The 19,743-nt window shown below is 65.5% G+C and carries 24 protein-coding genes; 7 read left to right on the forward strand and 17 right to left on the reverse strand.

Translation table 11 applies throughout. The features are described from left to right. Nucleotides 1-119 precede the first annotated feature (119 nt). A complete protein-coding gene (locus tag KYN89_RS04670) occupies nucleotides 120-1,634 on the forward strand; it encodes a TadA family conjugal transfer-associated ATPase (RefSeq protein ID WP_010238598.1) in 1,515 nt (504 codons plus the stop codon). A 175-nt stretch (nucleotides 1,635-1,809) separates the two neighbouring features. Here the strand turns inward: KYN89_RS04670 and KYN89_RS04675 are convergent, their stop codons facing one another. Then, entirely contained in the window at nucleotides 1,810-2,040 is a 231-nt protein-coding gene (locus tag KYN89_RS04675) for a hypothetical protein (RefSeq protein WP_040379084.1), read from the reverse strand. 84 nt (nucleotides 2,041-2,124) lie between these two features. On the opposite strand from KYN89_RS04675, the gene KYN89_RS04680 reads away from it, so the two are divergent. From KYN89_RS04680 to KYN89_RS04690, 3 genes are all read left to right on the forward strand, one after another. Continuing rightward, nucleotides 2,125-3,069: a DMT family transporter gene (locus KYN89_RS04680; protein WP_222824006.1), complete on the forward strand. Its 945-nt coding sequence runs from the start codon at nucleotides 2,125-2,127 to the stop codon at nucleotides 3,067-3,069. Between the two features lie 48 nt (nucleotides 3,070-3,117). Further along, nucleotides 3,118-3,249, forward strand: a complete 132-nt coding sequence (locus KYN89_RS04685; RefSeq protein WP_010238604.1) for an entericidin A/B family lipoprotein — start codon at nucleotides 3,118-3,120, stop codon at nucleotides 3,247-3,249. Between the two features lie 126 nt (nucleotides 3,250-3,375). Continuing rightward, nucleotides 3,376-4,587, forward strand: a complete 1,212-nt coding sequence (locus KYN89_RS04690; protein ID WP_222824007.1) for an energy transducer TonB — start codon at nucleotides 3,376-3,378, stop codon at nucleotides 4,585-4,587. A 34-nt stretch (nucleotides 4,588-4,621) separates the two neighbouring features. Here the strand turns inward: KYN89_RS04690 and KYN89_RS04695 are convergent, their stop codons facing one another. From KYN89_RS04695 to KYN89_RS04770, 16 genes are all read right to left on the reverse strand, one after another. Next, nucleotides 4,622-5,224 carry a DUF938 domain-containing protein gene (locus tag KYN89_RS04695; RefSeq protein ID WP_222824008.1) on the reverse strand — a complete coding sequence of 201 codons (603 nt, stop codon included), beginning with the start codon at nucleotides 5,222-5,224 and terminating at the stop codon, nucleotides 4,622-4,624. Then, on the reverse strand, nucleotides 5,221-5,691 hold the full coding sequence (locus KYN89_RS04700; RefSeq protein ID WP_222824009.1) for a methyltransferase family protein: 471 nt from the start codon (nucleotides 5,689-5,691) through the stop codon (nucleotides 5,221-5,223). The genes KYN89_RS04695 and KYN89_RS04700 overlap by 4 nt, the downstream gene beginning before the upstream one ends. After that, a complete protein-coding gene (locus KYN89_RS04705) occupies nucleotides 5,691-6,149 on the reverse strand; it encodes an abscisic acid-deficient protein Aba4 family protein (RefSeq protein ID WP_222824010.1) in 459 nt (152 codons plus the stop codon). Before KYN89_RS04705 ends, KYN89_RS04700 begins: the two co-directional genes overlap by 1 nt. 5 nt (nucleotides 6,150-6,154) lie before the next feature. After that, a complete protein-coding gene (locus KYN89_RS04710; RefSeq protein WP_222824011.1) occupies nucleotides 6,155-6,889 on the reverse strand; it encodes an NAD(P)H-binding protein in 735 nt (244 codons plus the stop codon). Nucleotides 6,890-6,898: 9 nt separating this feature from the next. Further along, entirely contained in the window at nucleotides 6,899-8,059 is a 1,161-nt protein-coding gene (locus tag KYN89_RS04715; RefSeq protein WP_346727192.1) for a deoxyguanosinetriphosphate triphosphohydrolase, read from the reverse strand. 72 nt (nucleotides 8,060-8,131) lie between these two features. After that, nucleotides 8,132-8,824, reverse strand: a complete 693-nt coding sequence (locus KYN89_RS04720; protein ID WP_222824112.1) for an aspartate/glutamate racemase family protein — start codon at nucleotides 8,822-8,824, stop codon at nucleotides 8,132-8,134. Nucleotides 8,825-8,913: 89 nt separating this feature from the next. Next, on the reverse strand, nucleotides 8,914-9,891 hold the full coding sequence (locus tag KYN89_RS04725) for an alpha/beta fold hydrolase (RefSeq protein ID WP_222824013.1): 978 nt from the start codon (nucleotides 9,889-9,891) through the stop codon (nucleotides 8,914-8,916). After that, complete coding sequence (locus KYN89_RS04730) at nucleotides 9,888-10,889, reverse strand: SO2930 family diheme c-type cytochrome (RefSeq protein ID WP_222824014.1); 1,002 nt, start codon at nucleotides 10,887-10,889, stop codon at nucleotides 9,888-9,890. The genes KYN89_RS04725 and KYN89_RS04730 overlap by 4 nt, the downstream gene beginning before the upstream one ends. Beyond that, complete coding sequence (locus KYN89_RS04735; protein WP_222824015.1) at nucleotides 10,886-12,091, reverse strand: parallel beta-helix domain-containing protein; 1,206 nt, start codon at nucleotides 12,089-12,091, stop codon at nucleotides 10,886-10,888. The genes KYN89_RS04730 and KYN89_RS04735 overlap by 4 nt, the downstream gene beginning before the upstream one ends. 58 nt (nucleotides 12,092-12,149) lie before the next feature. Beyond that, nucleotides 12,150-12,503: a hypothetical protein gene (locus KYN89_RS04740; RefSeq protein WP_010238629.1), complete on the reverse strand. Its 354-nt coding sequence runs from the start codon at nucleotides 12,501-12,503 to the stop codon at nucleotides 12,150-12,152. Beyond that, a complete protein-coding gene (locus KYN89_RS04745; RefSeq protein ID WP_222824113.1) occupies nucleotides 12,503-13,954 on the reverse strand; it encodes an NAD(P)(+) transhydrogenase (Re/Si-specific) subunit beta in 1,452 nt (483 codons plus the stop codon). Before KYN89_RS04745 ends, KYN89_RS04740 begins: the two co-directional genes overlap by 1 nt. Before the next feature lie 53 nt (nucleotides 13,955-14,007). After that, complete coding sequence (locus KYN89_RS04750) at nucleotides 14,008-14,292, reverse strand: NAD(P) transhydrogenase subunit alpha part 2 (protein ID WP_010238631.1); 285 nt, start codon at nucleotides 14,290-14,292, stop codon at nucleotides 14,008-14,010. Between the two features lie 121 nt (nucleotides 14,293-14,413). Beyond that, nucleotides 14,414-14,974: a fasciclin domain-containing protein gene (locus tag KYN89_RS04755; RefSeq protein ID WP_222824016.1), complete on the reverse strand. Its 561-nt coding sequence runs from the start codon at nucleotides 14,972-14,974 to the stop codon at nucleotides 14,414-14,416. Nucleotides 14,975-15,023: 49 nt separating this feature from the next. Further along, nucleotides 15,024-15,389, reverse strand: a complete 366-nt coding sequence (locus tag KYN89_RS04760) for a PH domain-containing protein (protein WP_010238634.1) — start codon at nucleotides 15,387-15,389, stop codon at nucleotides 15,024-15,026. 49 nt (nucleotides 15,390-15,438) lie between these two features. After that, nucleotides 15,439-16,563: an NAD(P) transhydrogenase subunit alpha gene (locus KYN89_RS04765; RefSeq protein ID WP_222824017.1), complete on the reverse strand. Its 1,125-nt coding sequence runs from the start codon at nucleotides 16,561-16,563 to the stop codon at nucleotides 15,439-15,441. 4 nt (nucleotides 16,564-16,567) lie between these two features. Next, nucleotides 16,568-16,708: a hypothetical protein gene (locus tag KYN89_RS04770; RefSeq protein ID WP_197636581.1), complete on the reverse strand. Its 141-nt coding sequence runs from the start codon at nucleotides 16,706-16,708 to the stop codon at nucleotides 16,568-16,570. A 198-nt stretch (nucleotides 16,709-16,906) separates the two neighbouring features. On the opposite strand from KYN89_RS04770, the gene KYN89_RS04775 reads away from it, so the two are divergent. From KYN89_RS04775 to KYN89_RS04785, 3 genes are all read left to right on the forward strand, one after another. Then, on the forward strand, nucleotides 16,907-18,325 hold the full coding sequence (locus KYN89_RS04775) for a sigma-54-dependent transcriptional regulator (RefSeq protein WP_222824018.1): 1,419 nt from the start codon (nucleotides 16,907-16,909) through the stop codon (nucleotides 18,323-18,325). An 81-nt stretch (nucleotides 18,326-18,406) separates the two neighbouring features. Further along, nucleotides 18,407-18,922 (forward strand): hemerythrin domain-containing protein, encoded by a 516-nt coding sequence (locus KYN89_RS04780; RefSeq protein ID WP_222824019.1) that lies wholly within the window; start codon nucleotides 18,407-18,409, stop codon nucleotides 18,920-18,922. Nucleotides 18,923-18,982: 60 nt separating this feature from the next. Beyond that, nucleotides 18,983-19,741: an SDR family NAD(P)-dependent oxidoreductase gene (locus KYN89_RS04785; RefSeq protein WP_222824020.1), complete on the forward strand. Its 759-nt coding sequence runs from the start codon at nucleotides 18,983-18,985 to the stop codon at nucleotides 19,739-19,741. Nucleotides 19,742-19,743 lie beyond the last annotated feature (2 nt).

The following is a 19,743-nucleotide window of genomic DNA, read 5'->3' on the forward strand; positions in this document are numbered from 1 at the left end:
TTCACCAATTTCGAGAACGCGGTGTTGGCCATTTGTGCCGCACCCGCAGCCATTATCCGCCCGGACGGGCATGGGGGAATGAAATGAGCGCTTTCGGACGCAGGAACGGCCCCGGAGGCATGGGTTCCGGCAGCCGTCCGGCTTTCGGAAATGCCAAGCCGATGAGGGGTGGCAATCCGTCGCAGGAAAGCGGCCCCGAAGGCGGCGAGCAGTTTCCGCCGGTTCCCAATGACGGCGATGCATCTTCCCGACAGGATGCGCCCGCAGTTCCCTCTCCCGCCCCGTCTCCTTCCGCCAACCGCCACGCCAGCGCGATGAGCCGCCTGGACGAGCGTTCCAACGCGGTCCACGTGCGCGAAGAGGTCACCGGGTTCGAGGCGAGCGTCCACAAGATCAAGGAACAGGTGCTGCCGCGCCTGCTCGAGAGGATCGACCCCGAAGCCGCCTCCACCCTGACCAAGGACGAGCTGGCCGAGGAATTCCGGCCGATCATCATGGAGGTGCTGGCCGAGCTCAAGATCACGCTCAACCGGCGTGAGCAGTTCGCGCTGGAAAAGGTGCTGATCGACGAGCTGCTGGGCTTCGGCCCGCTCGAAGAGCTTCTGACCGATCCCGACGTCAGCGACATCATGGTCAACGGCCCGGACCAGACCTACATCGAAAAGAAGGGCAAGCTGCAGATCGCGCCGATCCAGTTCCGCGACGAACAGCACCTGTTCCAGATCGCGCAACGGATCGTGAACCAGGTCGGCCGCCGGGTCGACCAGACCACCCCGCTGGCCGACGCGCGCCTCAAGGATGGCAGCCGCGTCAACGTGATCGTGCCGCCGCTGTCGCTGCGCGGCACGGCGATCTCGATTCGTAAATTCTCCGAAAAGCCGATCACCATCGACATGCTCAAGAACTGGGGCTCGATGGACGACAAGATGGCGACCGCGCTCAAGGTTGCAGGCGCCTGCCGGATGAACGTGGTGATCTCCGGCGGTACGGGCTCGGGTAAGACGACCATGCTCAACGCCCTGTCGAAGATGATCGACCCGGGCGAGCGTGTACTGACCATCGAAGACGCCGCCGAACTTCGCCTGCAGCAGCCGCACTGGCTGCCGCTCGAAACCCGCCCGCCAAACCTGGAGGGGCAAGGCGCGATCACCATCGGCGACCTGGTCAAGAACGCGCTGCGTATGCGACCCGACCGGATCATCCTGGGCGAAATTCGTGGCGCGGAAGCCTTCGACCTGCTCGCCGCGATGAACACGGGCCACGACGGTTCGATGTGCACGCTCCACGCCAACTCTCCGCGCGAGGCGCTGGGGCGTATGGAAAACATGATCCTGATGGGCGACATCAAGATCCCCAAAGAAGCGATCAGCCGCCAGATCGCGGAGTCCGTCGACCTGATCGTTCAGGTCAAACGCCTGCGCGACGGCAGCCGCCGCACGACCAACATCACCGAGGTCATCGGGATGGAGGGCGAGGTCATCGTCACCCAGGAACTGTTCAAGTTCGAATATCTGGAAGAAGGCGAAGACGGGAAGATCAAGGGCGAATTCCGCAGTTCGGGCCTGCGCCCCTATACGCTGGAGAAAGCCCGCCAGTTCGGCTTCGACCAGGCGTATCTGGAGGCATGTCTGTAGTTTTCGTGGGTTACGCACCCGCATCTGCGGGTGCATCCTCAATGCTATTCCCTCTCCCCGCTCTTCGCGGGGTTCGGGGCATCTGCGGGCGCGCGGTCGCGCTGGCCCTCGCCTCCGGCTCGCGATTCCGGAGATGCTTGCATCCATTCAAGGATCGCGGCGTCAGCGGCGTGAGCTACCCTTGCAGCAGCGGCGGAATCGCGGTTGCCAGCAGGCCGCCTCCGATCACCGCTGCGGCGAGGAAGATCGTGGTCCACGGCACCCAGCCGACCCGATCGATCCGCGCGCGTTTCGTGCGCACTCTTTCGCCGACCAGCGCGACCAGCGCGAGCGCGATGAACCCCGCGCCAAGCAGAGCGACCCGCCCTGCGTCGCTGATGAACAGAAGATCGTGCCACCACGTCATCGCGCGCAGGTGGGGCCTGACCGCGCCAAGCGCAATGATCCAATCATCGCTTGAACCGGCACCAGCAATCACTACCAGCAGCGCATGGATGCATCGGTCGCCCAGTCCCGCCCACTGACCGCGATCGGGCTGCGCCTGCTCGCCGCGTTCTCGCTCACCACGCTTTCCATGCTGGTGAAGCTGGTCGGCGAGGATGGCGTCCACCTGCTCGAAATCATCTTCTGGCGTCAGGCGGTCACGCTGCTGGCCATGATCGCCTTTGCCGCCGCCACGGTCGGGTTCGCCACGCTCAAACCGGTCCGCTTCAAAAGCCACGCAATCCGAAGCGCCTACGGCATCGTCGGCATGGCGCTCGTCTATGGCGCGGTCATCATGCTGCCGCTGGCGGAGGCGACCACGATCAACTTCACCGCGCCGATCTGGGCGGTGATCCTCTCCATGCTGCTGATGAAGGAGCGGATCGGCCGCTATCGCTGGAGCGCGATCGCGATCGGTTTTGCCGGTATCCTGATCGTCGCGCAGCCGGGCGGCAATCCGGTCGACCCGCTGGGAATCGCGGTCGGGCTCGGCGGGGCGTTCATGGTCGCGCTGACGTCGATCCAGATTCAGGATCTGAACAAGACCGAAAGCCCGACCAGCATCGTCTTCTGGTTCTGCCTGCTGACCGTGCCGCTGCTCGCCCTTGCCCTGCCCTTCGTCGCGAAGCCGCATTCGAGCGAGACCTGGCTGCTGCTGGGCGGCGTGGGGCTGAGCGGGGCGGCGGCTCAGCTGCTGCTGACCACATCGCTGCGCTTCGGTTCGGCGGCGACGGTGATCGTGATGGATTACACCGCGCTGCTGTGGGCCACGCTGTATGGCTGGCAGGTGTTCGACGAGCTGCCGGTGCCCAATACCTGGATCGGTGCGCCATTGATCATCCTTGCCGGGACCATCATCCTGGTGCGTGAGGGCCATCTTGCGCGCAAGGCGCGGCGCGCCCGGCTGGACGTTCCTGCGCCCGAGGAACCGCTCGCCCAGCAACAGCGTTGACATCGGCACAGGCGCATGGAGCGCCTTTTTCTTGAAAGGACTTGATCCATGATCCGCAAGCTTGCCATCGCCGCCGGAATCGCCGCCCTCGGCCTCACCGCGACCGCCTGCAACACCGTAAAGGGTGCCGGCGAAGACATCCAGTCCGTAGGGCAGGCCGGCGAAGACGCCATCGACTGATCTTCATAGCGGGGCGCGCGGCCTGGTTGCGCGCCCCATTATCTTCTTCGCGCAAAGATATTAGGCGTTTGCAGCGAAGTATGGTACAAAATAACCTCCCTGAAGCTACGGTGAGGTAAATCTATCATGACCCGCAGTATTCTGCTTCCGCTCAGCGTATCCTTGCTGGCCCTCGGCTCTGGCGCATCGGCGCAGCAACAATCGGACGACCAGTCTAACATCGTCGTCACCGCGAGGTCTCTTGAGAATACCTCGCGCGATCTCGCCGCCTGTCTCGAACGTGGGTGCCCTCCGGAAGAAGATATCGCGGCCTCGCTGGCCTACGCGGAAAATCTGTTCGTCGCAGGCGAATATCGCGACGCCAGCTCCATCCTCAAGAAGGCGATCGGTCGCAACAGCCGCTATGACGAGCGACTGCCCGAAGAGGTTTCGGGCCTGTACCGCGCCTATTCCCGCGTCTCCGAGCATCTGGGCGAAGCGAACAGCTTCAAGCTCGCCACGCTCGACGCGCGCGACGCGCTGGAGGCAGGCTTCGACGACAACGATCCGCGCGTCCTGCTCGCCGATCTCGATGTCGGCGACAGCCGCGCCAAGCTCGGCCATCCGGACGATGCGAGGGTCATCTACGAGCGGGTCGAAAAAGAAGCGCTGGCAGCAGGTCAGCCGCGCGTGGCGACCTATGCCCGGCTGCGGCAGGCACTGCTCGACGACAGCCGTTTCGTAACCACCAGAAACGATGTCTATCGCCGCCGTTTCGTCCAGCAATTGCAGGAAATTCGCCAGAAACCTCTAGAGGGTGCCGAGGATCTCGGCCTGATCGCGGACGTCATGCTGGCGCGGGTCGATCGTAGGGACGGCAAGGATGCTTCGACCGAAGATCTGATCCGCCGCTTTGCCGAACGTGGCGGCGTAAAACGGCCGATGCTGCTCTATTCCGCCCCGCTCTACACGGATGCGGATCTCGACCGCGAGTCCGCACGGCCCAATAGCGGGAATGCGCGTCTGACGTCGCTGTCGCGCAATCACCCGACATGGGCGGACGTCGCCTTCTGGGTCAATGCGGACGGCGTGGTCGAGGATTTCGAAGTCCTGCGCTCGCAAGGCGAAACCGGCTGGCTCGATCAGGTCAAACGGCATGTGAACAGCCGCCGCTATGCCCCCGTGGCCCGCGATGGCGAGATTCCGGGCTTCTACATCATCGAGCGCTACACGATCACCCAGCGCTTCGCCCAGACCACCGGCACCAGATTGCGCGTGCGCGAGCCCGTGCAGCGGATCGAACGGCTGGATCTGACGCCTGAGAACTACGAGCAGCCCGCTCTCACGCAGACGTCCTGAGGCTCGGCATCCTGACGGTCGGCAGTGCTGATCGTCAGGCCTTGCGGTAAACCACGATAAGATTGTTCGCGGGCATCGCCACGCGCAACGTGCGCGTCAACCCGTGGTGCTTCGCCAGTGCATCGACTTCGGCAAGATCGCGCAGGCCCCAGCGGGGATCGCGCGCCTTCAGGCTTTCATCGAAGGCGAGATTGGACGGCGCTGTCTCGACCTCACGCTCCAGATAAGGGCCGTAGAGAATCAGCGGGCCATCCATCGGCGGCAGCAGCCGCGCGGCGCCCGCAAACAGCCCCTCGGTCGCCTGCCACGGGCTGATATGGACCATGTTGATGCACAATATCGCGTCGGCAGCGTCCAGCGGCCATTCGCTCGCCGACGCATCGAGAGCGAGCGGTGGCATCACATTCGCAAGCCCGGCCTGCGCGACATGTTCGGCGATCGATGCACGCGCCTCGGCATCGGGATCGCTCGGATACCAGTCGAGATGCGCAAAACGCTTCGCAAAATGGACGACATGCTCGCCCGTGCCGCTCGCCATTTCGAGCACGATGCCCCGTTCGGGCAGAACATCGGCCAGCACGTCCGCGATAGGTTCGCGGTTGCGCTGTGCGGCGGGGCTTTCGCGTTTCGCGCTCACAGCCAGCGCCGCACGCGTTTGGAATAATTCTCGTAATCCCGCCCGAAGGTCGCCCGCAGATGGGGTTCTTCGCGCGCGATCACGAACCGATCGACCAGCGCAATGGCGAGCGGAACCGACAGCACGCCGCCGATGCTCTGGCAGAACAGCGCGATACCCAGCTGGACCATCACCATGCCCAGATACATCGGATTGCGGCTGAACCGGTAGAGGCCCGAGGTGACCAGATGCGTATCCTTCTTCCAAGGTTCGGGATCATTGCCCGCCCTGAAGAAGCCGATCAGTCCCGAGCCGAGGATCGCCACGCCCAGCGCGCCGATCACCACGCCCACGGGGCGCAGAACCGCGATATCGACCGCGGCGAGCCCCAGCACCCGGTCGAGCGCCAGCCCGGCGAGCAGGCATCCCAGCACCACCAGCGGCGGCGGGAAACGGACCTGCGCGCTATCCTGATCGACCAGCGCCATCAGCGCGCCGCCTTGTCGCCGCCGATGAACTGGCGCGTCACCAGCCAGGCGAACACGCCCGCCGGCCCGGCCATGAAGGTCGCGAGGAGGTAGGGCACCTGCAGCAAGCGCCCCGCCCCCAGCCTGTCCGCATCGCGGGCGATCCACAGCCCGGCGAGCAGGTCGAGCGCGAGGTAGTGCGTCCAGCCGACCACGATCGCGCCCTGAGAACGAAACATCGCCATCAGCCCTTCGACCGAATAGTCGAACCCCGGGTCCGCCGCGGCTCCGGCGGCGGGCATCGGATCGACCAGATTGCCCACCAGCGCGACCAGCATCACCAGATAGGTCGCGCATAGCAGGCCGATCGCGCCGTACAGGATGGTGTAGATCACGCTCTCGCGCCGGGGCAGCAGGATCAGCAGCACCCAGCCGATCAGCGCGATCGCGTTGGTGATATCGAACAGGGCCTGCCACATCGCGTCTATTCCTGCTCCGCGCGCGGGTGGTCCGCGTCGGTGGTATCCTGACCAGTCGTCTCCGTGCCCGCGTCCGGCACCTGTCTGCCCGTCGGCGCGCGCGAGAGCATCGCCGCAGCGCGCTCTATCCCGTCCTCCTCGTGGGTGAACTTGCCCGGAGTGCGCCGCAGGCTCAGCGTCATGATCGCTTCCGCCACGGTCTGTACGTCGGTGCCGCGACCGCGCAGCGCGCCTATTCGGGCCAGCTTGCTCCCATCGGGTGCGCTCTTTTCGACCAGCGGGCCGGGGCGGATGATGTCGAGCCGCTTGAACCCGAGCCGCGCCAGCTCGGCCTCAGCCTTGCCCTTGGCGCTCAGATGCCGGTCGCGCGACCAGCGGTCCGCCCCTTCGGCGCTGATCGCGATCAGCCGCTCGACCCCTGCAAAGCGTGCGGTCTTGGCGATTTCGACCACCGCCTCCTCGTCCTCGATCGCGCGCAGCGGACTGTCGTCGCGCCCGGCGAGATTGAGCGCGGGGCCCAGGCCGACGATGAACACCTTGGGCCGCATCGCCTTCATCACGCGCGACCAGCGGTCGGCATCGGCGATGAACACTTCCATCCGGCTGCCCCGGGGCATCTCGATCTCGCCCAGCGTCAGCGCGACGAGGCGGATCTGCGGCTGATGCAACGCCTGATGGATCAGGCGCAGCCCCACGACCTCGCTCACTCCCCCCATAGCGACGCGAAATCGGCTGCTCATGTGCCCCCTTTACACATTGCTCAGATCGTCCGGCGCGTTTCCGGTGATCTCCCGAATGCGTTCTAGCGCGAATCGATCGGACATGCCCGCGATATAATCCGCGATATGCCTGCTGCGGTGCGGTTCTTGCGCAGGCAAGCCGTCCGCCCACTCCGATCCCATCCTCGCCGGATCTTCGCAATAGGCATGCCAGAGCTGTTCAATAACGGCATGGGCCTTGTCCGCCGTCGCGGTCTGTTCGGGATGGTAATAGAGCTTGGCATACATGAACGCCTTGAGCCTGCGTTCCGCCGCGTGGAGCGCGGGCGAAAACCCTGCCAGCTGCCGCCCCGCCCGTGCGATCTGCGAAGGATCGTCCAACCCTTCGGTCGAGGCGCGGGTGTGGGCGAGCACATCGTTGACCATCCACCCGATCTGCCCGCGCACCAGCTCGCGCAATTGCCGGTCGCGCGGGGCATGGGGGAAGCGGCGTTCGACCTCGCGCCACTGATCGGCAATGAAGTCCAGCGTCAGCAGATCGTCGAGTTCGAGGAAGCCTGCGCGCAGCCCGTCGTCGATATCGTGGTTGTCGTAGGCAATATCGTCCGCGACCGCGGCGACCTGCGCCTCCAGGCTGGGCCACTGATGCAGATCGAGCGGGAAGGCATCGTCCAGCGCGGCGAGCGCCCAGTGCGGGTTCTCGACCGGGCCGTTATGCTTGGCCAGCCCTTCGAGCACTTCCCAGCTCAGGTTCAGCCCCTCATGCGTGCAATAGGGGCTTTCCAGACGCATCAGCGTGCGCAGCGTCTGCGCGTTGTGGTCGAACCCGCCCGCATCCGCCAGTGCGGCGTCCAGCGCATCCTCGCCCGCATGGCCGAAGGGCGGATGGCCGATGTCGTGCGCAAGGCACAGCGCCTCGGTCAGATCCTCGTCCAGCCCCAGCGATCGGGCGATCACGCGGCCGATCTGCGCGACTTCGAGGCTGTGGGTCAGCCGGGTGCGGTAATGATCACCCTCGGGCGCGACGAAGACCTGCGTCTTGCTGCGCAGCCGGCGGAACGCGATCGAATGGATGATCCGGTCGCGGTCGCGCTGGAACGCGCTGCGCGGGCCCCGGCTTTCATCGGTCGTGCCGGGAAACTCACGCCCGCGGGAACGCGCCGGATCGGCCGCGAGGTGGGAGCGATCCACTGGCCGCTCGATTACCGCGCTGTTCTCCACCCGACGATCACCTTTGCTAAAACTGGAAGCTGTGGGTGCCCCTTACCGCTCCAGTATCCAATCGACCACCGCTTCGCTGTGGATGCGCGCGGAATCGAAGATCGGCAGGACATTGGCATCGACATCGATGACCATGTCGAGCTCGGTACAGGCGAGCACGATCGCCTTCGCCCCGGCCTGTTCCAGATTGGTGATCATGGTGCGGAAGAAGCGTTCCGAATGACGGCTCGCCTTGCCGCGCATCAGCTCTTCGTAAATGATCTCGTTGGTGCGATCGACATTGCTCATGTCGGGCGGCAGCAGGTCGATCCCGTGGCTGACCAGCTTGCGGCGATAGAAGCTCTCGGTCATCACGTTGCGCGTACCGATCAGCGCGGCGTTGACCGCGCCTGCCGTCTTCATCTTCGCGCCCACCGCATCGGCAATGTGCAGCACCGGCACGTCGACCGCGTCGGCAACCTGATCGTACAGGCGGTGCATCGAATTTGCCGCGATCGCCAGCGCCTCGGCCCCCGCCGCCTCCAGCCGCTTGGCCGAATTGACGAGGATTTCCGCCGCACGATCCCACTCGTCATCCTTGGTCAGACCGTAAAGCTCTGCGAAATCAAGGCTTTCAATCAGCAGCGGGGCGGACACCATCGGTCCGCAATGCTTGGCGACGCCCTGATTGATCCACTCGTAATACATGCCGGTAGAGACCCAGCTCATACCGCCAATCAGGCCAACCTTGCGCAAAACCACGTCCTCGAATCCAGCTGCGGGGGATGCGCAGCCTTACCGAGGAAGCGTGCAAAAGGTCCAGAGCGCCCCCAAAGGTATGCCCGTCATTGCGCAGGCGACGGGCTTGCGGGGGCAGCGAAGGGCTGCCGCGACAGCCATTGCGCGACATAATCGGCGCTGCGCTGCGCCTCTTCCTCCTGCGGCAGGTGGCCGATCCCCTCATAGACCACCAGCGTGCTCTTAGGCAGAAAGCGATCGTACCACAGCCCCGCCTCGACCGGGATCAATCCGTCCTCCTCGCCCCAGATGACCAGCGCGGGCGCATCGATCGTCGCCACCTCGTCTTGCGAAAAGCTGTTCCATTCGCCGGAGAAACGGATCCGCGTCGCATCGCGGTTGCCGGGATAGCGCAGCAATTCCCAATAGCGATCGACCATCGCGTCGGTGACGATGGCCTGATTGCTGACCGTCTCGCGGAGCGATTGTTCGATCATGGCGCGCGGGGTGATGTGGTTCATGATCCGGTTGACCACCGGCGTGCGGGCGATGGCGAAGCCGATATTGCCCCTGCCTTCCTTGCGGATCGGCGCGCCGGCAGCATCGACCAGGATCAGCCCCTCGACCCGGTCGGGATGGGCGAGCGCGTAGGCGACCGCATGCCCGCCGCCCATCGAATTGCCGCCGATCACGAAGCGATCCAGCCCCAGCCTGTTCGCCACCTCGTCGATATCCGACACGAAATTGGGAATCGAATAATCGCTGTCCGGGTCCGGCCCGGTCAGCCCGTGGCCCACCTGGTCGAAGCGGATCACGCGGTAGCGGCCCTTCAGCGCATCGACCCATGGCTGCCAGGTGTGCAGATCCGCATTGGAGCCGTGGAGCAGGATGATCGCCGGCGCGTCCTTGGGCCCCTCGTCACGCAGGTGGACGGTCACGCCATCGTCGATTTCGACGAATTGCGACGGTGCGCCGCCATACTTGGCGCGCATCTGCGCCGGGTCGGTGTCGGGCGTGCGGAAGATGAAGAACGCCGCGACCAGAAGGACGACCAGCAGCAGCAGGATTCGCCATACCCACTTCATGGCGTGGGCATCCCTGCAATCCACCGCTCGACCAGCGCGAGGCCTTCCTCGTGCACGGTCGCCTTGCCCAGCTCGGGCATCGCGACGCCCGGCTCGGCGCTCGCCATGCGATAGACGAGGATCGAGGCTTCGGGATCGCCGGGCACGATGTCGAATTCCAGCCCACCCGATCCGCGCCCTGCGGCGACCGGGCGCTTGGCAGCACCGATCGAGTAGGGATCGTCGGTCTCCCACCGCAGGTCGAGCCCCGAATTCGATGCGGTTGCCGCCGGGCGATGGCAATGCGCGCAGTTGACGTCGAGATAGGCGCGCGCGGCACCTGTGGCGTCGGCACTGGCGCGATCCTCCCAGCGCGGCATGGTATCCGCACCTTCGGGCACGGAGCCGAGGAAGGCCTGCAACCACTCCGCGGAAAGGTTTCGCGCCTTCGGCCCGATGGGCGTCACCGCGCCCTGCAGCCCGTGGCATTCCTTGCACTGGTTCTTGTTGGGCACGCGATAATTGATCTGCTCGCCATAGGGCGTGGTGACGGGCACGCGCGTGCCCGCCAGCGCGAGCGTCGCCTCGGTCTGCGCCTCGTTCCACACATAGGGCAGCGCGAGCCATCCGTCGGCCCGGTGGAGCAGCACCCGCGTCTCGATCAGGCGGCGATCCGCGCCCTCGCCGAAAGCGAAGGTCTTGATCAGCGCGCTTCCGACCGGGAAATCCAGCAGCGTCTGGTCGCCAACGCCAACCTCGCCCCCGTCGGGCACGTAGACGAAGCGCAGCTTCTCCGCCCCGTCCGAGAACAGCGGCATGTTGAGGCGGTAGGGCGTCACGCCCTCAGCCGGGGACTGCGCGGGGGCATCGCGGAAGAAGCCGTATTCGCTCAGCGTTCTTGGCAAGGCCGTACCGGTGATCGCGCCGTCGCGGTCGATCGCCGGTGCGGTGGCATTGGCACCTATGCCGACACCCAGCGCCAGCGCGGCGCAGGCCAGCAGGAGAGCGGGCGTCCTCACGGCAGGCGTGCTTCCAGCGCCTCGGGTGCGCCCCAGCCTTCGATGCTGATCGGCTGGCCGATCGCCCCCACATCGAGCTTGCCGGGCCGCGCAGCTTCGATGCCCGCGCCCTGCCTGGGAAGATTGACCGACCACCCGGCAAGGTCGGGATGGACCATCAGCGTGGTCATCTCGGGATCTTCCAGCCCGTCCCACATCACCGGCGGCAACGCGCCACCAAACGCGGCGAGCAGTTGCTCCGCGCCTTCGAACTGCGGATCGGTGCCGCCTTCGTCGACGATGTTCCAGTCCACACTGATCTCACGCGGATACGGATTGTATTCCGGGTCATCGAAGGCCAGCGGATAGGCGATGACCATGATCGGCGCGGTCGGGTTGTCGTAGAGCATGTTCTGCCCCACCCACACGGTATCGTTTGCCATCACCATGATGCCCGTGCCGCGCCGCACGCTGGCGACGATATTCCCCTCGGGCGCGAAATTGGCGGTGGTGTTGTTCGCGACCAGATTATTGCGCACCAGCACCTCGCCGCCGTTCTTCACCGGCAGGCCGGGCAGGTCGAACACCAGGATGCCGCCTGTATTGCCGGTCACGTAGTTACGCTCGACGATCGCCTTGCGGCTGTTCTCGATCTCGATCCCGGCGACGTTGTAGCTCGCCAGCGAATTGCGCACGGTGATCCGGCTCGACTGGCCGACATAGATACCCGCGTCCGACGCGCCGGAGACCTCGCACCCGTCGATCAGCACGCCCGTGCTTTCGACGGGATAAAGGCCGTAGGCGCCGTTGGTGCTCGCCGGGCCATTGGTCCAGGTCACGCGGACGCGGGAATAGACGATGTCGTCCGCCCCCTTGGACTTGATTCCGTCGCCCTTGGGGTTCTCGACCCCGAAATCGACCAGCGTCACGCCATCGCTGGTGACCAGCAGTCCCTCGCCCGAACCTTCCTGCGCGGTGAAGTCCAGCACGCTGGCGTGCATTCCTGCACCGCGCAGCGTCACGCCGTCGACATCGAGGCTGAGGCCGTCGGTCAGCACGAAGCGCCCGGCCTGGAGGAAGATCTCGTCACCCGGCTCGGCCAGGATCAGCGCCTCCTGCAACCGCTCCTGCGCGCCCTCCCCCGGTGCGACCGGAATGGTCTCGGCGAAGGCAGGCGAAGCCAGCGTGGCCAGCGCGGTGGCGGCCATAAGCGTGCGGATCATGTCTCTCTCCCTCTTATGCGTTGCATAGTGCCACGCATTGAGGCGAAGACAAGGGACTCTAAAGCTTGTCGAAAATCCCGCCGAAAGTGCACGCGGCGGCTGCGCGGATGGTCACTTCGACCGCCTCGGGATCGTCGACCCGGCGAATGCGATCGAGCGCGTCGCCCGCGTTGCGCGGCAGTTTCGCCTCGCCTTCTTGCGGAGCGACCCGTTCAAGCCTGCGCAGCTGCTGGGGCGTAAGCTTCTCGGCCATGCGCGGAGCCATGCATTCGGCCTGGCTTTCGGGCACGCCCGCCTCGACCAGCGCAACCCGCACGCTGTGTTCGGTGACCACCTGCATGCCGCCGCCCCAATAGAGCCAGGCACCCACGCCCAGCACCACCAGGAGGACCAGCCCCAGCAGAAAACGCATCAGTCGAGTGCCTTGACGATCTCTTCGACCATCTTCTTCGCATCGGACAGCAGCATGGTCGTCTGGTTCAGGTAGAACACGTCGTTGTCGACGCCGGCATAGCCGACCCCGCCCATGGAGCGCTTGATGAAGAAGACCTGCTTCGCATTGCCCACATCGAACACCGGCATCCCGTAGATCGGCGAGCTCTTGTCGGTCTTCGCCGCTGGGTTCACGACGTCGTTGGCGCCGATGATGAAGGCGATGTCGGCCTGCGCGAACTCGGAGTTGATATCCTCCAGCTCGAACACCTCGTCATAGGGCACGTTGGCTTCGGCCAGCAGCACGTTCATGTGCCCCGGCATACGCCCTGCGACGGGGTGGATCGCGTATTTCACGTCCACACCCTTGGCTTTCAGCACATCGCCCATCTCGCGCAGCGCATGCTGCGCCTGGGCGACCGCCATGCCGTAGCCGGGGATGATGATCACCTTCTCCGCCTGCTCCAGCATGAAAGCGGCATCGTCGGCGCTGCCCTGCTTGTAGGGGCGCTGTTCGCGCGCCTCGCCGCCGCCGGCCGCGCTGTCGTCGGCGCCGAAGCCGCCCGCGATCACCGAGATGAAGCTGCGGTTCATCGCGCGGCACATGATGTAGCTGAGGATCGCGCCAGAGCTACCGACCAGCGCGCCGGTGATGATCATCGCGGTGTTGCCCAGCGTGAAGCCCATCGCCGCCGCGGCCCAGCCGGAATAGCTGTTCAGCATCGACACGACGACCGGCATGTCCGCCCCGCCGATCGGGATGATCAGCAGGAAGCCGATGGCAAATGCCAGCACCGCGACCGCGATAATCATCCAGCCCTCGCCCGGACCCGCCGTGGCGGACATCGCATACGCCGCAATCAGCGCGATGATCGCGGCGAGCGTGCCCAGATTGATGACGTGCCGACCGGGCAGCATGATCGGCTTGCCGCCCATCCGCCCGGAGAGTTTCAGGAAGGCGATGACGGAACCGGAGAAGGTGATTGCACCAATGGCGATCCCCAGCCCCAGCTCGATCCGGCTGACGGTCAGGATCTGGCCCTCGGCATCCAGAATGCCAAACGCGCCGGGGTTCATCCACGCAGCCAGCCCGACGAGGACCGCCGCCATGCCGACGAGGCTGTGAAAGCCCGCGACCAGTTCGGGCATCTGCGTCATCGCGATCTTGCGCGCGATGGTGAAGCCGATCAGCCCGCCGATCGCGATCGCGATCAGGATTTCGACGATATTGGCTATGTCGTGGGTGACGATCACGGTGACCACCGCGATCAGCATCCCGATCATGCCGTTGCGGTTGCCCGCGCGGCTGGTCGCCGGGCTCGAAAGCCCGCGCAGCGCGAGGATGAAGAACACCCCCGCCACCAGATAGGCAAGCGCAACCCAGGGGTTGGTCGGGCCATGGGTAGCAGCGGTCTCGACCGCGTGGCTCATGCCGTAATCGGTACCGGGCGGCACGGCGAGCGGTTCAACGTCGCGAGGAAGGCTCATTTGCTGTCCTTCTTCTTGTACATGGCGAGCATCCGCTCGGTCACGGCGAAGCCGCCGAAGATGTTGATGCTGGCAAGCACCACCGCAGCGAGACCGAGCCACTTGGCGGTCGCGCTACCCGCTTCGGCGCTGGCGATCAGCGCGCCGACGATGATCACGGAAGAAATCGCGTTGGTCACCGCCATCAGCGGCGTGTGCAGCGCGGGCGTGACCGACCAGACCACGTAATAGCCGACGAAACACGCCAGCACGAAAATCGACAGGACGGAAATGAAGTCCATCTTAGAAGCTTGCCTCCCCCCGAGGGCCAAAACCGAATGGAAGAGGCTTATTGCAAGGCGCGCGGGCGCTGTCGATGGACAAAGGGCTAGGCTGACGGGATTTCCGGCGTGATTTGCCGAATCACTGCGCGGGCAGCAGCACCTTGTCGATCACGTGCATCATGCCATTGGCCTGATTGAGGTCGGTCATCGTCACGCGCGCAGTGCCGCCCGCGCCATCGCCGATCACGATCCCGTCGCCATCGACGCGGAAGGTCAGCGTGTCTCCGGACAGCGTCTGCGCCTGGTACGACCCGCCGCCTTCCACGATCCGCGCGGCGAGTTCGCCTGCGTCGATCCGGCCTTCGATCACGTGGTAGGCCAGCGTGCGCCGCAGCGCTTCGTCGGTGTGCGGCGGCAGGTCGGTCAGCGCCGCATCGCTCGGCGCGAAGATCGTCAGCGGCCCTGCCCCGTCCAGCGTCGCCCCCAGATCGGTCCGCTCGACCAGTTCGGCGAGTTTCGAGAAAACCTGAGCAGAGGCGATGTTCTGCGCGATGGTGGCGTTGGGATAGACCGGGCTCTCGTCGATCCAGGCGATGTCGTCCGGCGCGACGTTTTCGAGATCGACGTCATCCGCCAGGCTCGGCGCGCAGGCCGCAAGGGCGAGGATGGCCGGAGCGGCGAGGAGAGAGCGCATGTTCATGCTGCGATCCCTAGCCGATTGGCACGCTGCGGCAAATCGCGCACGCGCGCTATTCGACCAGGTTCATCCGCTTGGCGAGCAGCTTTTGCAGCGCCTCGGTATTGGTGAACTTGCCGACCTTGAACTCGATCGGTGGATGGCCGGAGAGGAACACCGCGATTTCCGCGTCGATGTCGATCGTGCCCGCGCTGGTGATCGAGAACGCGGTGATCGAGCGATAGGGAACGGTCAGGTATTCCTTCTTGTTGCCCAGGATACCCTGCACATCGACATAGATCATCCGCCAGTCGGTGAAGGCGATCCAGTCGCGGATCGTGCGGAAGGCGAAATAGACCTCTTCCCCCTCCACCAGGGCATGGCCGTGGTTGTCCACGAAGCCCTGCGGCGTGGTCTGGGTCTGGTTCAGAATCCCCATCGCAACCTTACCCCCCTCTTAAGCCCCCCGGCCTGCGCACCAGTATCGCTCAGCCCGCGTCCTTCAGCCGCGCGTTCACCACTTGGCCGCCCTGGGTCAGCCGCACGGCATCGCCGATTTCCTCGTCCAGCACCGGCCCCCCTGCCTCGCCGTCCCAGAAGGCGGAGAGGAAGTTGTACAGGTTGCGCGCGAACAGAGCGCTCGAATCCGGTGCCAGCTGCGCAGGCGTGTTGGCATAGCCCATGATGGTGACACCATGGCGGGTAACCAGCTCGTCCGCCACCGCGCCTTCGACATTGCCCCCTTGCGGGACGGCAAGATCGAAGATGACGCTGCCCGGTTTCATGCTGGCGATCTGTTCGTCGGAGACCAGCCGCGGTGCCGGGCGTCCCGGGATCAGCGCGGTGGTGATGACGATGTCCTGCTTGGCGATATGTTCGGAGACGAGCTTGGCCTGCGCGGCCTTGTATTCGTCGCTCATCTCGCTGGCATAGCCGCCGCTGCCCTCGCCCTCGATCCCGCCTTCCTCGACGAAGATCGCTTTTGCGCCGAGCGATTCGATCTGCTCGCGCGTGGCGGAGCGGACATCGGTCGCGGAGACCTGCGCGCCGAGGCGCTTGGCCGTGGCAATCGCCTGAAGCCCGGCAACACCGACGCCCATGATGAAGACCCGCGCAGCCTGCACGGTGCCCGCCGCGGTCATCATCATCGGGAACGCGCGGCCATACTGGTCGGCGGCGGCGATCACCGCCTTGTAGCCCGAAAGGTTGGACTGGCTGGAGAGTACGTCCATGCTCTGCGCACGGGTGATGCGCGGCATGAACTCCATGCTCAGCGCTTCGTATCCGGCGCTGGCATAGGCCTCGACCCGCGCGCCATCGCGGAACGGATCGAACAGCGCGGCAACCTTCGCGCCGGGCTTTGCGCCGGAAAGCGCGGCGGGATCGGGCGCCCGAACGCCGAGCACGATGCCCGCGTCCTTGACCACCTCGGCCGCCGGGCCAACGCTTGCACCCGCATCGCGAAAAGCCGAATCGGCAATCGCCGCGGTCTCTCCCGCGCCTGTCTCGACCGAGACTTCGGCGCCGAGTGCGATGAACTTCTTGGCGGTTTCCGGGGTCAATGCGACCCTCGTCTCACCCGCCGCCTGCTCCTTGAGGACCGCGATCTTCATGCGGTCAGGGCGTGATCAGCAGCACGACGATGAACACGATCAGGCAAATGATCGGGATCGCGAACTTCAGGCTTCCCATGAAGCGTTCGTACGTGTTGCGAGCCTTTTCGATATCCTTGGTAACGGCTTCGTTTTGTGCGGCCATGGCGCGTAAATTCTCCGGTTAAGGCGCTAGTCGCGGCAGGGTCTATCCTCGCCCCCCGCCATTCTCAAGCTCTTGCTGCTGTGCACTATCGCATGAGCGAGGGAAACTAGCCTTAATCTGCTCTTTACCGCCGTCAGGTAGACCAGCGCCCTGCACCGCAACGGGACATATTCCCTTGCACAGGCATGGCGGGGAAAAATGGCCGATCACGAAGAACGCTTGCTAATGCTGATCGATGACGAGCCGGCGCAGAGCCGCCTCGTCACCGCGCTCGCCGCCCGCGACGGCTGGCGGACGGTGGTTGTCAACGATGCCGAAACCGCGATTGCCACGCTGGGCACGCGGCAGGGCATGCAATTATCTGCCATCATCCTCGACCAGTGGGTGCCCGGCGATGCCGCGTGCGACCTGATTGCCGAGCTGAAGAAGCGCCGCCCCGCGCTGCCGATTCTGATGCTGACCACCAGTGCCAGCCCGCTGCTCGCGGTCGAGGCGATGCGCGCCGGGGCGACCGACTATCTGATCAAGCCGGTCGCGCCGGAACGGCTGATGCGCGCGCTGCGCAGCGCCACCCGGGTCGAGGCGAGCCATAACGAGCTTCAGCCGCTGACCGAGAAGATGCCAGCGGTGCTCGATTTCGACGCGATGATCGGGACCGACCCGATCTTCCGCATCGCGCTGGCCCGCGCCGCCAAGGCGGCGCGATCGCACGGCCACGTGCTGATCGAGGGCGAGAGCGGCACCGGCAAGGAGATGCTGCTGCGCGCGATCCAGGCGACCAGCCCGCGCGCGAAGGCCCCCTTCCGTCTCGTCAATGTTGCCGGGGTGCCGGTCAATTCGATCGAATCGGCGCTGTTCGGGCACGAGAAAGGCGCCTTCGCCGGCGCTTTCGAGAGCCAGATGGGCGCGCTGCAGCATTGCGACACGGGCACGCTGGTGCTCGACGAGATCGACCGCCTGTCTGCCGATCAGCAGGCTCGCCTCGCGACCACGCTGAACGAAGGGATCGTCCGCCCGATCGGCGCGACGCACGGCTTCCGCATCGACACCCGCCTGCTTTCGGCGAGCAATCGCCCGCTGTCCGAACTCGCCGCGAAGGGCCAGTTCGACCAGGATCTGCTCGCCGCGATTTCGGCCACCCGGATCAGCCTGCCACCGCTGCGCGAGCGGCCGGGAGACATCGCCGCGCTGGCCCGCCACTTCCTCGCCCGGATCGGCGAACAGCCCGGCCTGCGCCATCTCAGCCTCGCCGACAGCGCGCTCAACCTGCTGTGCGCCTACGACTGGCCGGGGAATGTCCGCCAGCTGCAGGCGGTCCTGTTCCGCGCCGCCGTGTTCTGCGATGCGGAGATGCTGACCAGCAGCGATTTCCCCCAGCTTTCCGAACTGATCGGCGAACAGGCCGGGAGCGGCCACCACGTGCAGGAAGCGGTCGGCGTGATGCTCTATACCGACGATGGCAACCTGCGCCCGCTCGAAGAGATCGAGGCCGATGTGATCCGCCTCGCCATCGGGCATTACCGCGGGCGGATGACCGAGGTTGCCCGCAGGCTCGGCATCGGGCGCTCGACACTCTACCGCAAGTTGAGCGACCTGGGGATCGACAACGCCGCCTGACGGGCTCCGTGCCGGCGGAACCCGGCACGACATTTCCCGTTCTCCGAGCGTAATCTTACGCCGGAAACAGGAATAGCCCACATGGATATCGTCGACTGCATTCTCGCCGACCACGACCGCCAGCGCCGCTGGTTCGCCGCACTGGACGAGGCGCGCGACGATCTCGAATCGGCCGGGAAAATCTTCAACCGCCTGCGCGACCATCTCGAAGCGCACGCGATGGCGGAAGAGAAGTACTTCTACCCCACCCTCCTCCAGCTCGGCAAAGGCGCGCTCGATTCCGACAGTGCGGACGAGACGACCGAAGACGCGATCGACGATCACAACAAGATCGCCAACGCCGCCGATGCGGCGCTGAACGAAGAGGTCGGATCGGACGCCTGGTGGAAGTGCGTCGACAAGGCGAACTACCAGAACAGCGCGCATCTTTCCGAAGAGGAACGCCAGGGCCTGACCGATTTCCGCCGCCGGGTGCCGCTGGAAAAGCGGATCGCGCTGGGGATCAAGTATCTCGCCTTCGAAGCAGACCACGTCACCAATGTGGAGCGCGAGGAGAAGGATCCGGACGCCTACATCGAGGAAAACCAAGCGGCGTGACGAGGATGCGCCGGTTGCCGAGGCATCGACAACGCGGCGTAACCCGCTAAGCCCCTCGGCATGACCGAGGGATACGATTTCACCAACCGCACCGCACTCGTCACCGGGGCCGCTTCCGGCATTGGTGCCGCGTGCGCCCGCTGGCTCGACCGCAATGGGATCGGCAAGCTGGTCCTGATCGACCGCGACGGCGATGGCCTGGGCAAGCTCGGGCTGTCGTGCGAGGTCGAGTGCCACCAGGCCGACGTTGCCGACGAGGGTTTCTGGCAGAGCCTCGAACCCAAGATCGACCGGCTCGACCATGCGGTGGTCAACGCCGGGATCGGCACCGGGGGCCGGATCGCCGATCTCGACTTTGCCGAGTGGCGGCGGGTGATGGCGATCAACCTCGATGGTGCCTTCCTCACTCTCTCCACTGCCCTGCGCGCGATGCGCAAGACGGGTCGTGGTAGCGCCGTCGTCACCGCGTCGATCACCGGGCTCAAGCCGGTGCCCGGCATCGGTGCCTATGGCGTTTCCAAGGCCGCGGTCGCGCACATGGCGCGGATCGCGGCGGCGGAGAACGCAGGCCACGGCATCCGCGTCAACGCGATCGCGCCCGGCGGCGTCGACACCGCGATCTGGAACTCGCCCGACAACGAAGCCCAGTTTGCCGAGCACGGGCGCGAGGCGGTGATTGCGCAGATGGGCAAGACCACCCCGCGCGGCCGCTTCGCCACGGCGGACGAGCTGGCGCGCGACATCGGCTACCTCCTGTCCGACGCCTCCGCCAACGTCACCGGCACCGTGCTGACCAGCGACGGCGGGTACACGCTGTAACG

The organism is Alteriqipengyuania abyssalis, assembly GCF_019857185.1.
Classification (GTDB): Bacteria; Pseudomonadota; Alphaproteobacteria; order Sphingomonadales; family Sphingomonadaceae; genus Alteriqipengyuania; species Alteriqipengyuania abyssalis.

Coding starts and splice junctions, on each gene's coding strand:
- KYN89_RS04780 (WP_222824019.1), top strand. CDS start 18,407: ATGGATATCGTCGACTGCATTCTCGCCGACCACGACCGCCAGCGCCGC.
- KYN89_RS04670 (WP_010238598.1), top strand. CDS start 120: ATGGGTTCCGGCAGCCGTCCGGCTTTCGGAAATGCCAAGCCGATGAGG.
- KYN89_RS04755 (WP_222824016.1), bottom strand. CDS start 14,974: ATGAACATGCGCTCTCTCCTCGCCGCTCCGGCCATCCTCGCCCTTGCG.
- KYN89_RS04705 (WP_222824010.1), bottom strand. CDS start 6,149: ATGTGGCAGGCCCTGTTCGATATCACCAACGCGATCGCGCTGATCGGC.
- KYN89_RS04750 (WP_010238631.1), bottom strand. CDS start 14,292: ATGGACTTCATTTCCGTCCTGTCGATTTTCGTGCTGGCGTGTTTCGTC.
- KYN89_RS04680 (WP_222824006.1), top strand. CDS start 2,125: ATGGATGCATCGGTCGCCCAGTCCCGCCCACTGACCGCGATCGGGCTG.
- KYN89_RS04725 (WP_222824013.1), bottom strand. CDS start 9,891: ATGAAGTGGGTATGGCGAATCCTGCTGCTGCTGGTCGTCCTTCTGGTC.
- KYN89_RS04675 (WP_040379084.1), bottom strand. CDS start 2,040: ATGACGTGGTGGCACGATCTTCTGTTCATCAGCGACGCAGGGCGGGTC.
- KYN89_RS04775 (WP_222824018.1), top strand. CDS start 16,907: ATGGCCGATCACGAAGAACGCTTGCTAATGCTGATCGATGACGAGCCG.
- KYN89_RS04710 (WP_222824011.1), bottom strand. CDS start 6,889: ATGAGCAGCCGATTTCGCGTCGCTATGGGGGGAGTGAGCGAGGTCGTG.
- KYN89_RS04700 (WP_222824009.1), bottom strand. CDS start 5,691: ATGGCGCTGGTCGATCAGGATAGCGCGCAGGTCCGTTTCCCGCCGCCG.
- KYN89_RS04685 (WP_010238604.1), top strand. CDS start 3,118: ATGATCCGCAAGCTTGCCATCGCCGCCGGAATCGCCGCCCTCGGCCTC.
- KYN89_RS04735 (WP_222824015.1), bottom strand. CDS start 12,091: ATGATCCGCACGCTTATGGCCGCCACCGCGCTGGCCACGCTGGCTTCG.
- KYN89_RS04770 (WP_197636581.1), bottom strand. CDS start 16,708: ATGGCCGCACAAAACGAAGCCGTTACCAAGGATATCGAAAAGGCTCGC.
- KYN89_RS04690 (WP_222824007.1), top strand. CDS start 3,376: ATGACCCGCAGTATTCTGCTTCCGCTCAGCGTATCCTTGCTGGCCCTC.
- KYN89_RS04760 (WP_010238634.1), bottom strand. CDS start 15,389: ATGGGGATTCTGAACCAGACCCAGACCACGCCGCAGGGCTTCGTGGAC.
- KYN89_RS04785 (WP_222824020.1), top strand. CDS start 18,983: ATGACCGAGGGATACGATTTCACCAACCGCACCGCACTCGTCACCGGG.
- KYN89_RS04745 (WP_222824113.1), bottom strand. CDS start 13,954: ATGAGCCACGCGGTCGAGACCGCTGCTACCCATGGCCCGACCAACCCC.
- KYN89_RS04740 (WP_010238629.1), bottom strand. CDS start 12,503: ATGCGTTTTCTGCTGGGGCTGGTCCTCCTGGTGGTGCTGGGCGTGGGT.
- KYN89_RS04765 (WP_222824017.1), bottom strand. CDS start 16,563: ATGAAGATCGCGGTCCTCAAGGAGCAGGCGGCGGGTGAGACGAGGGTC.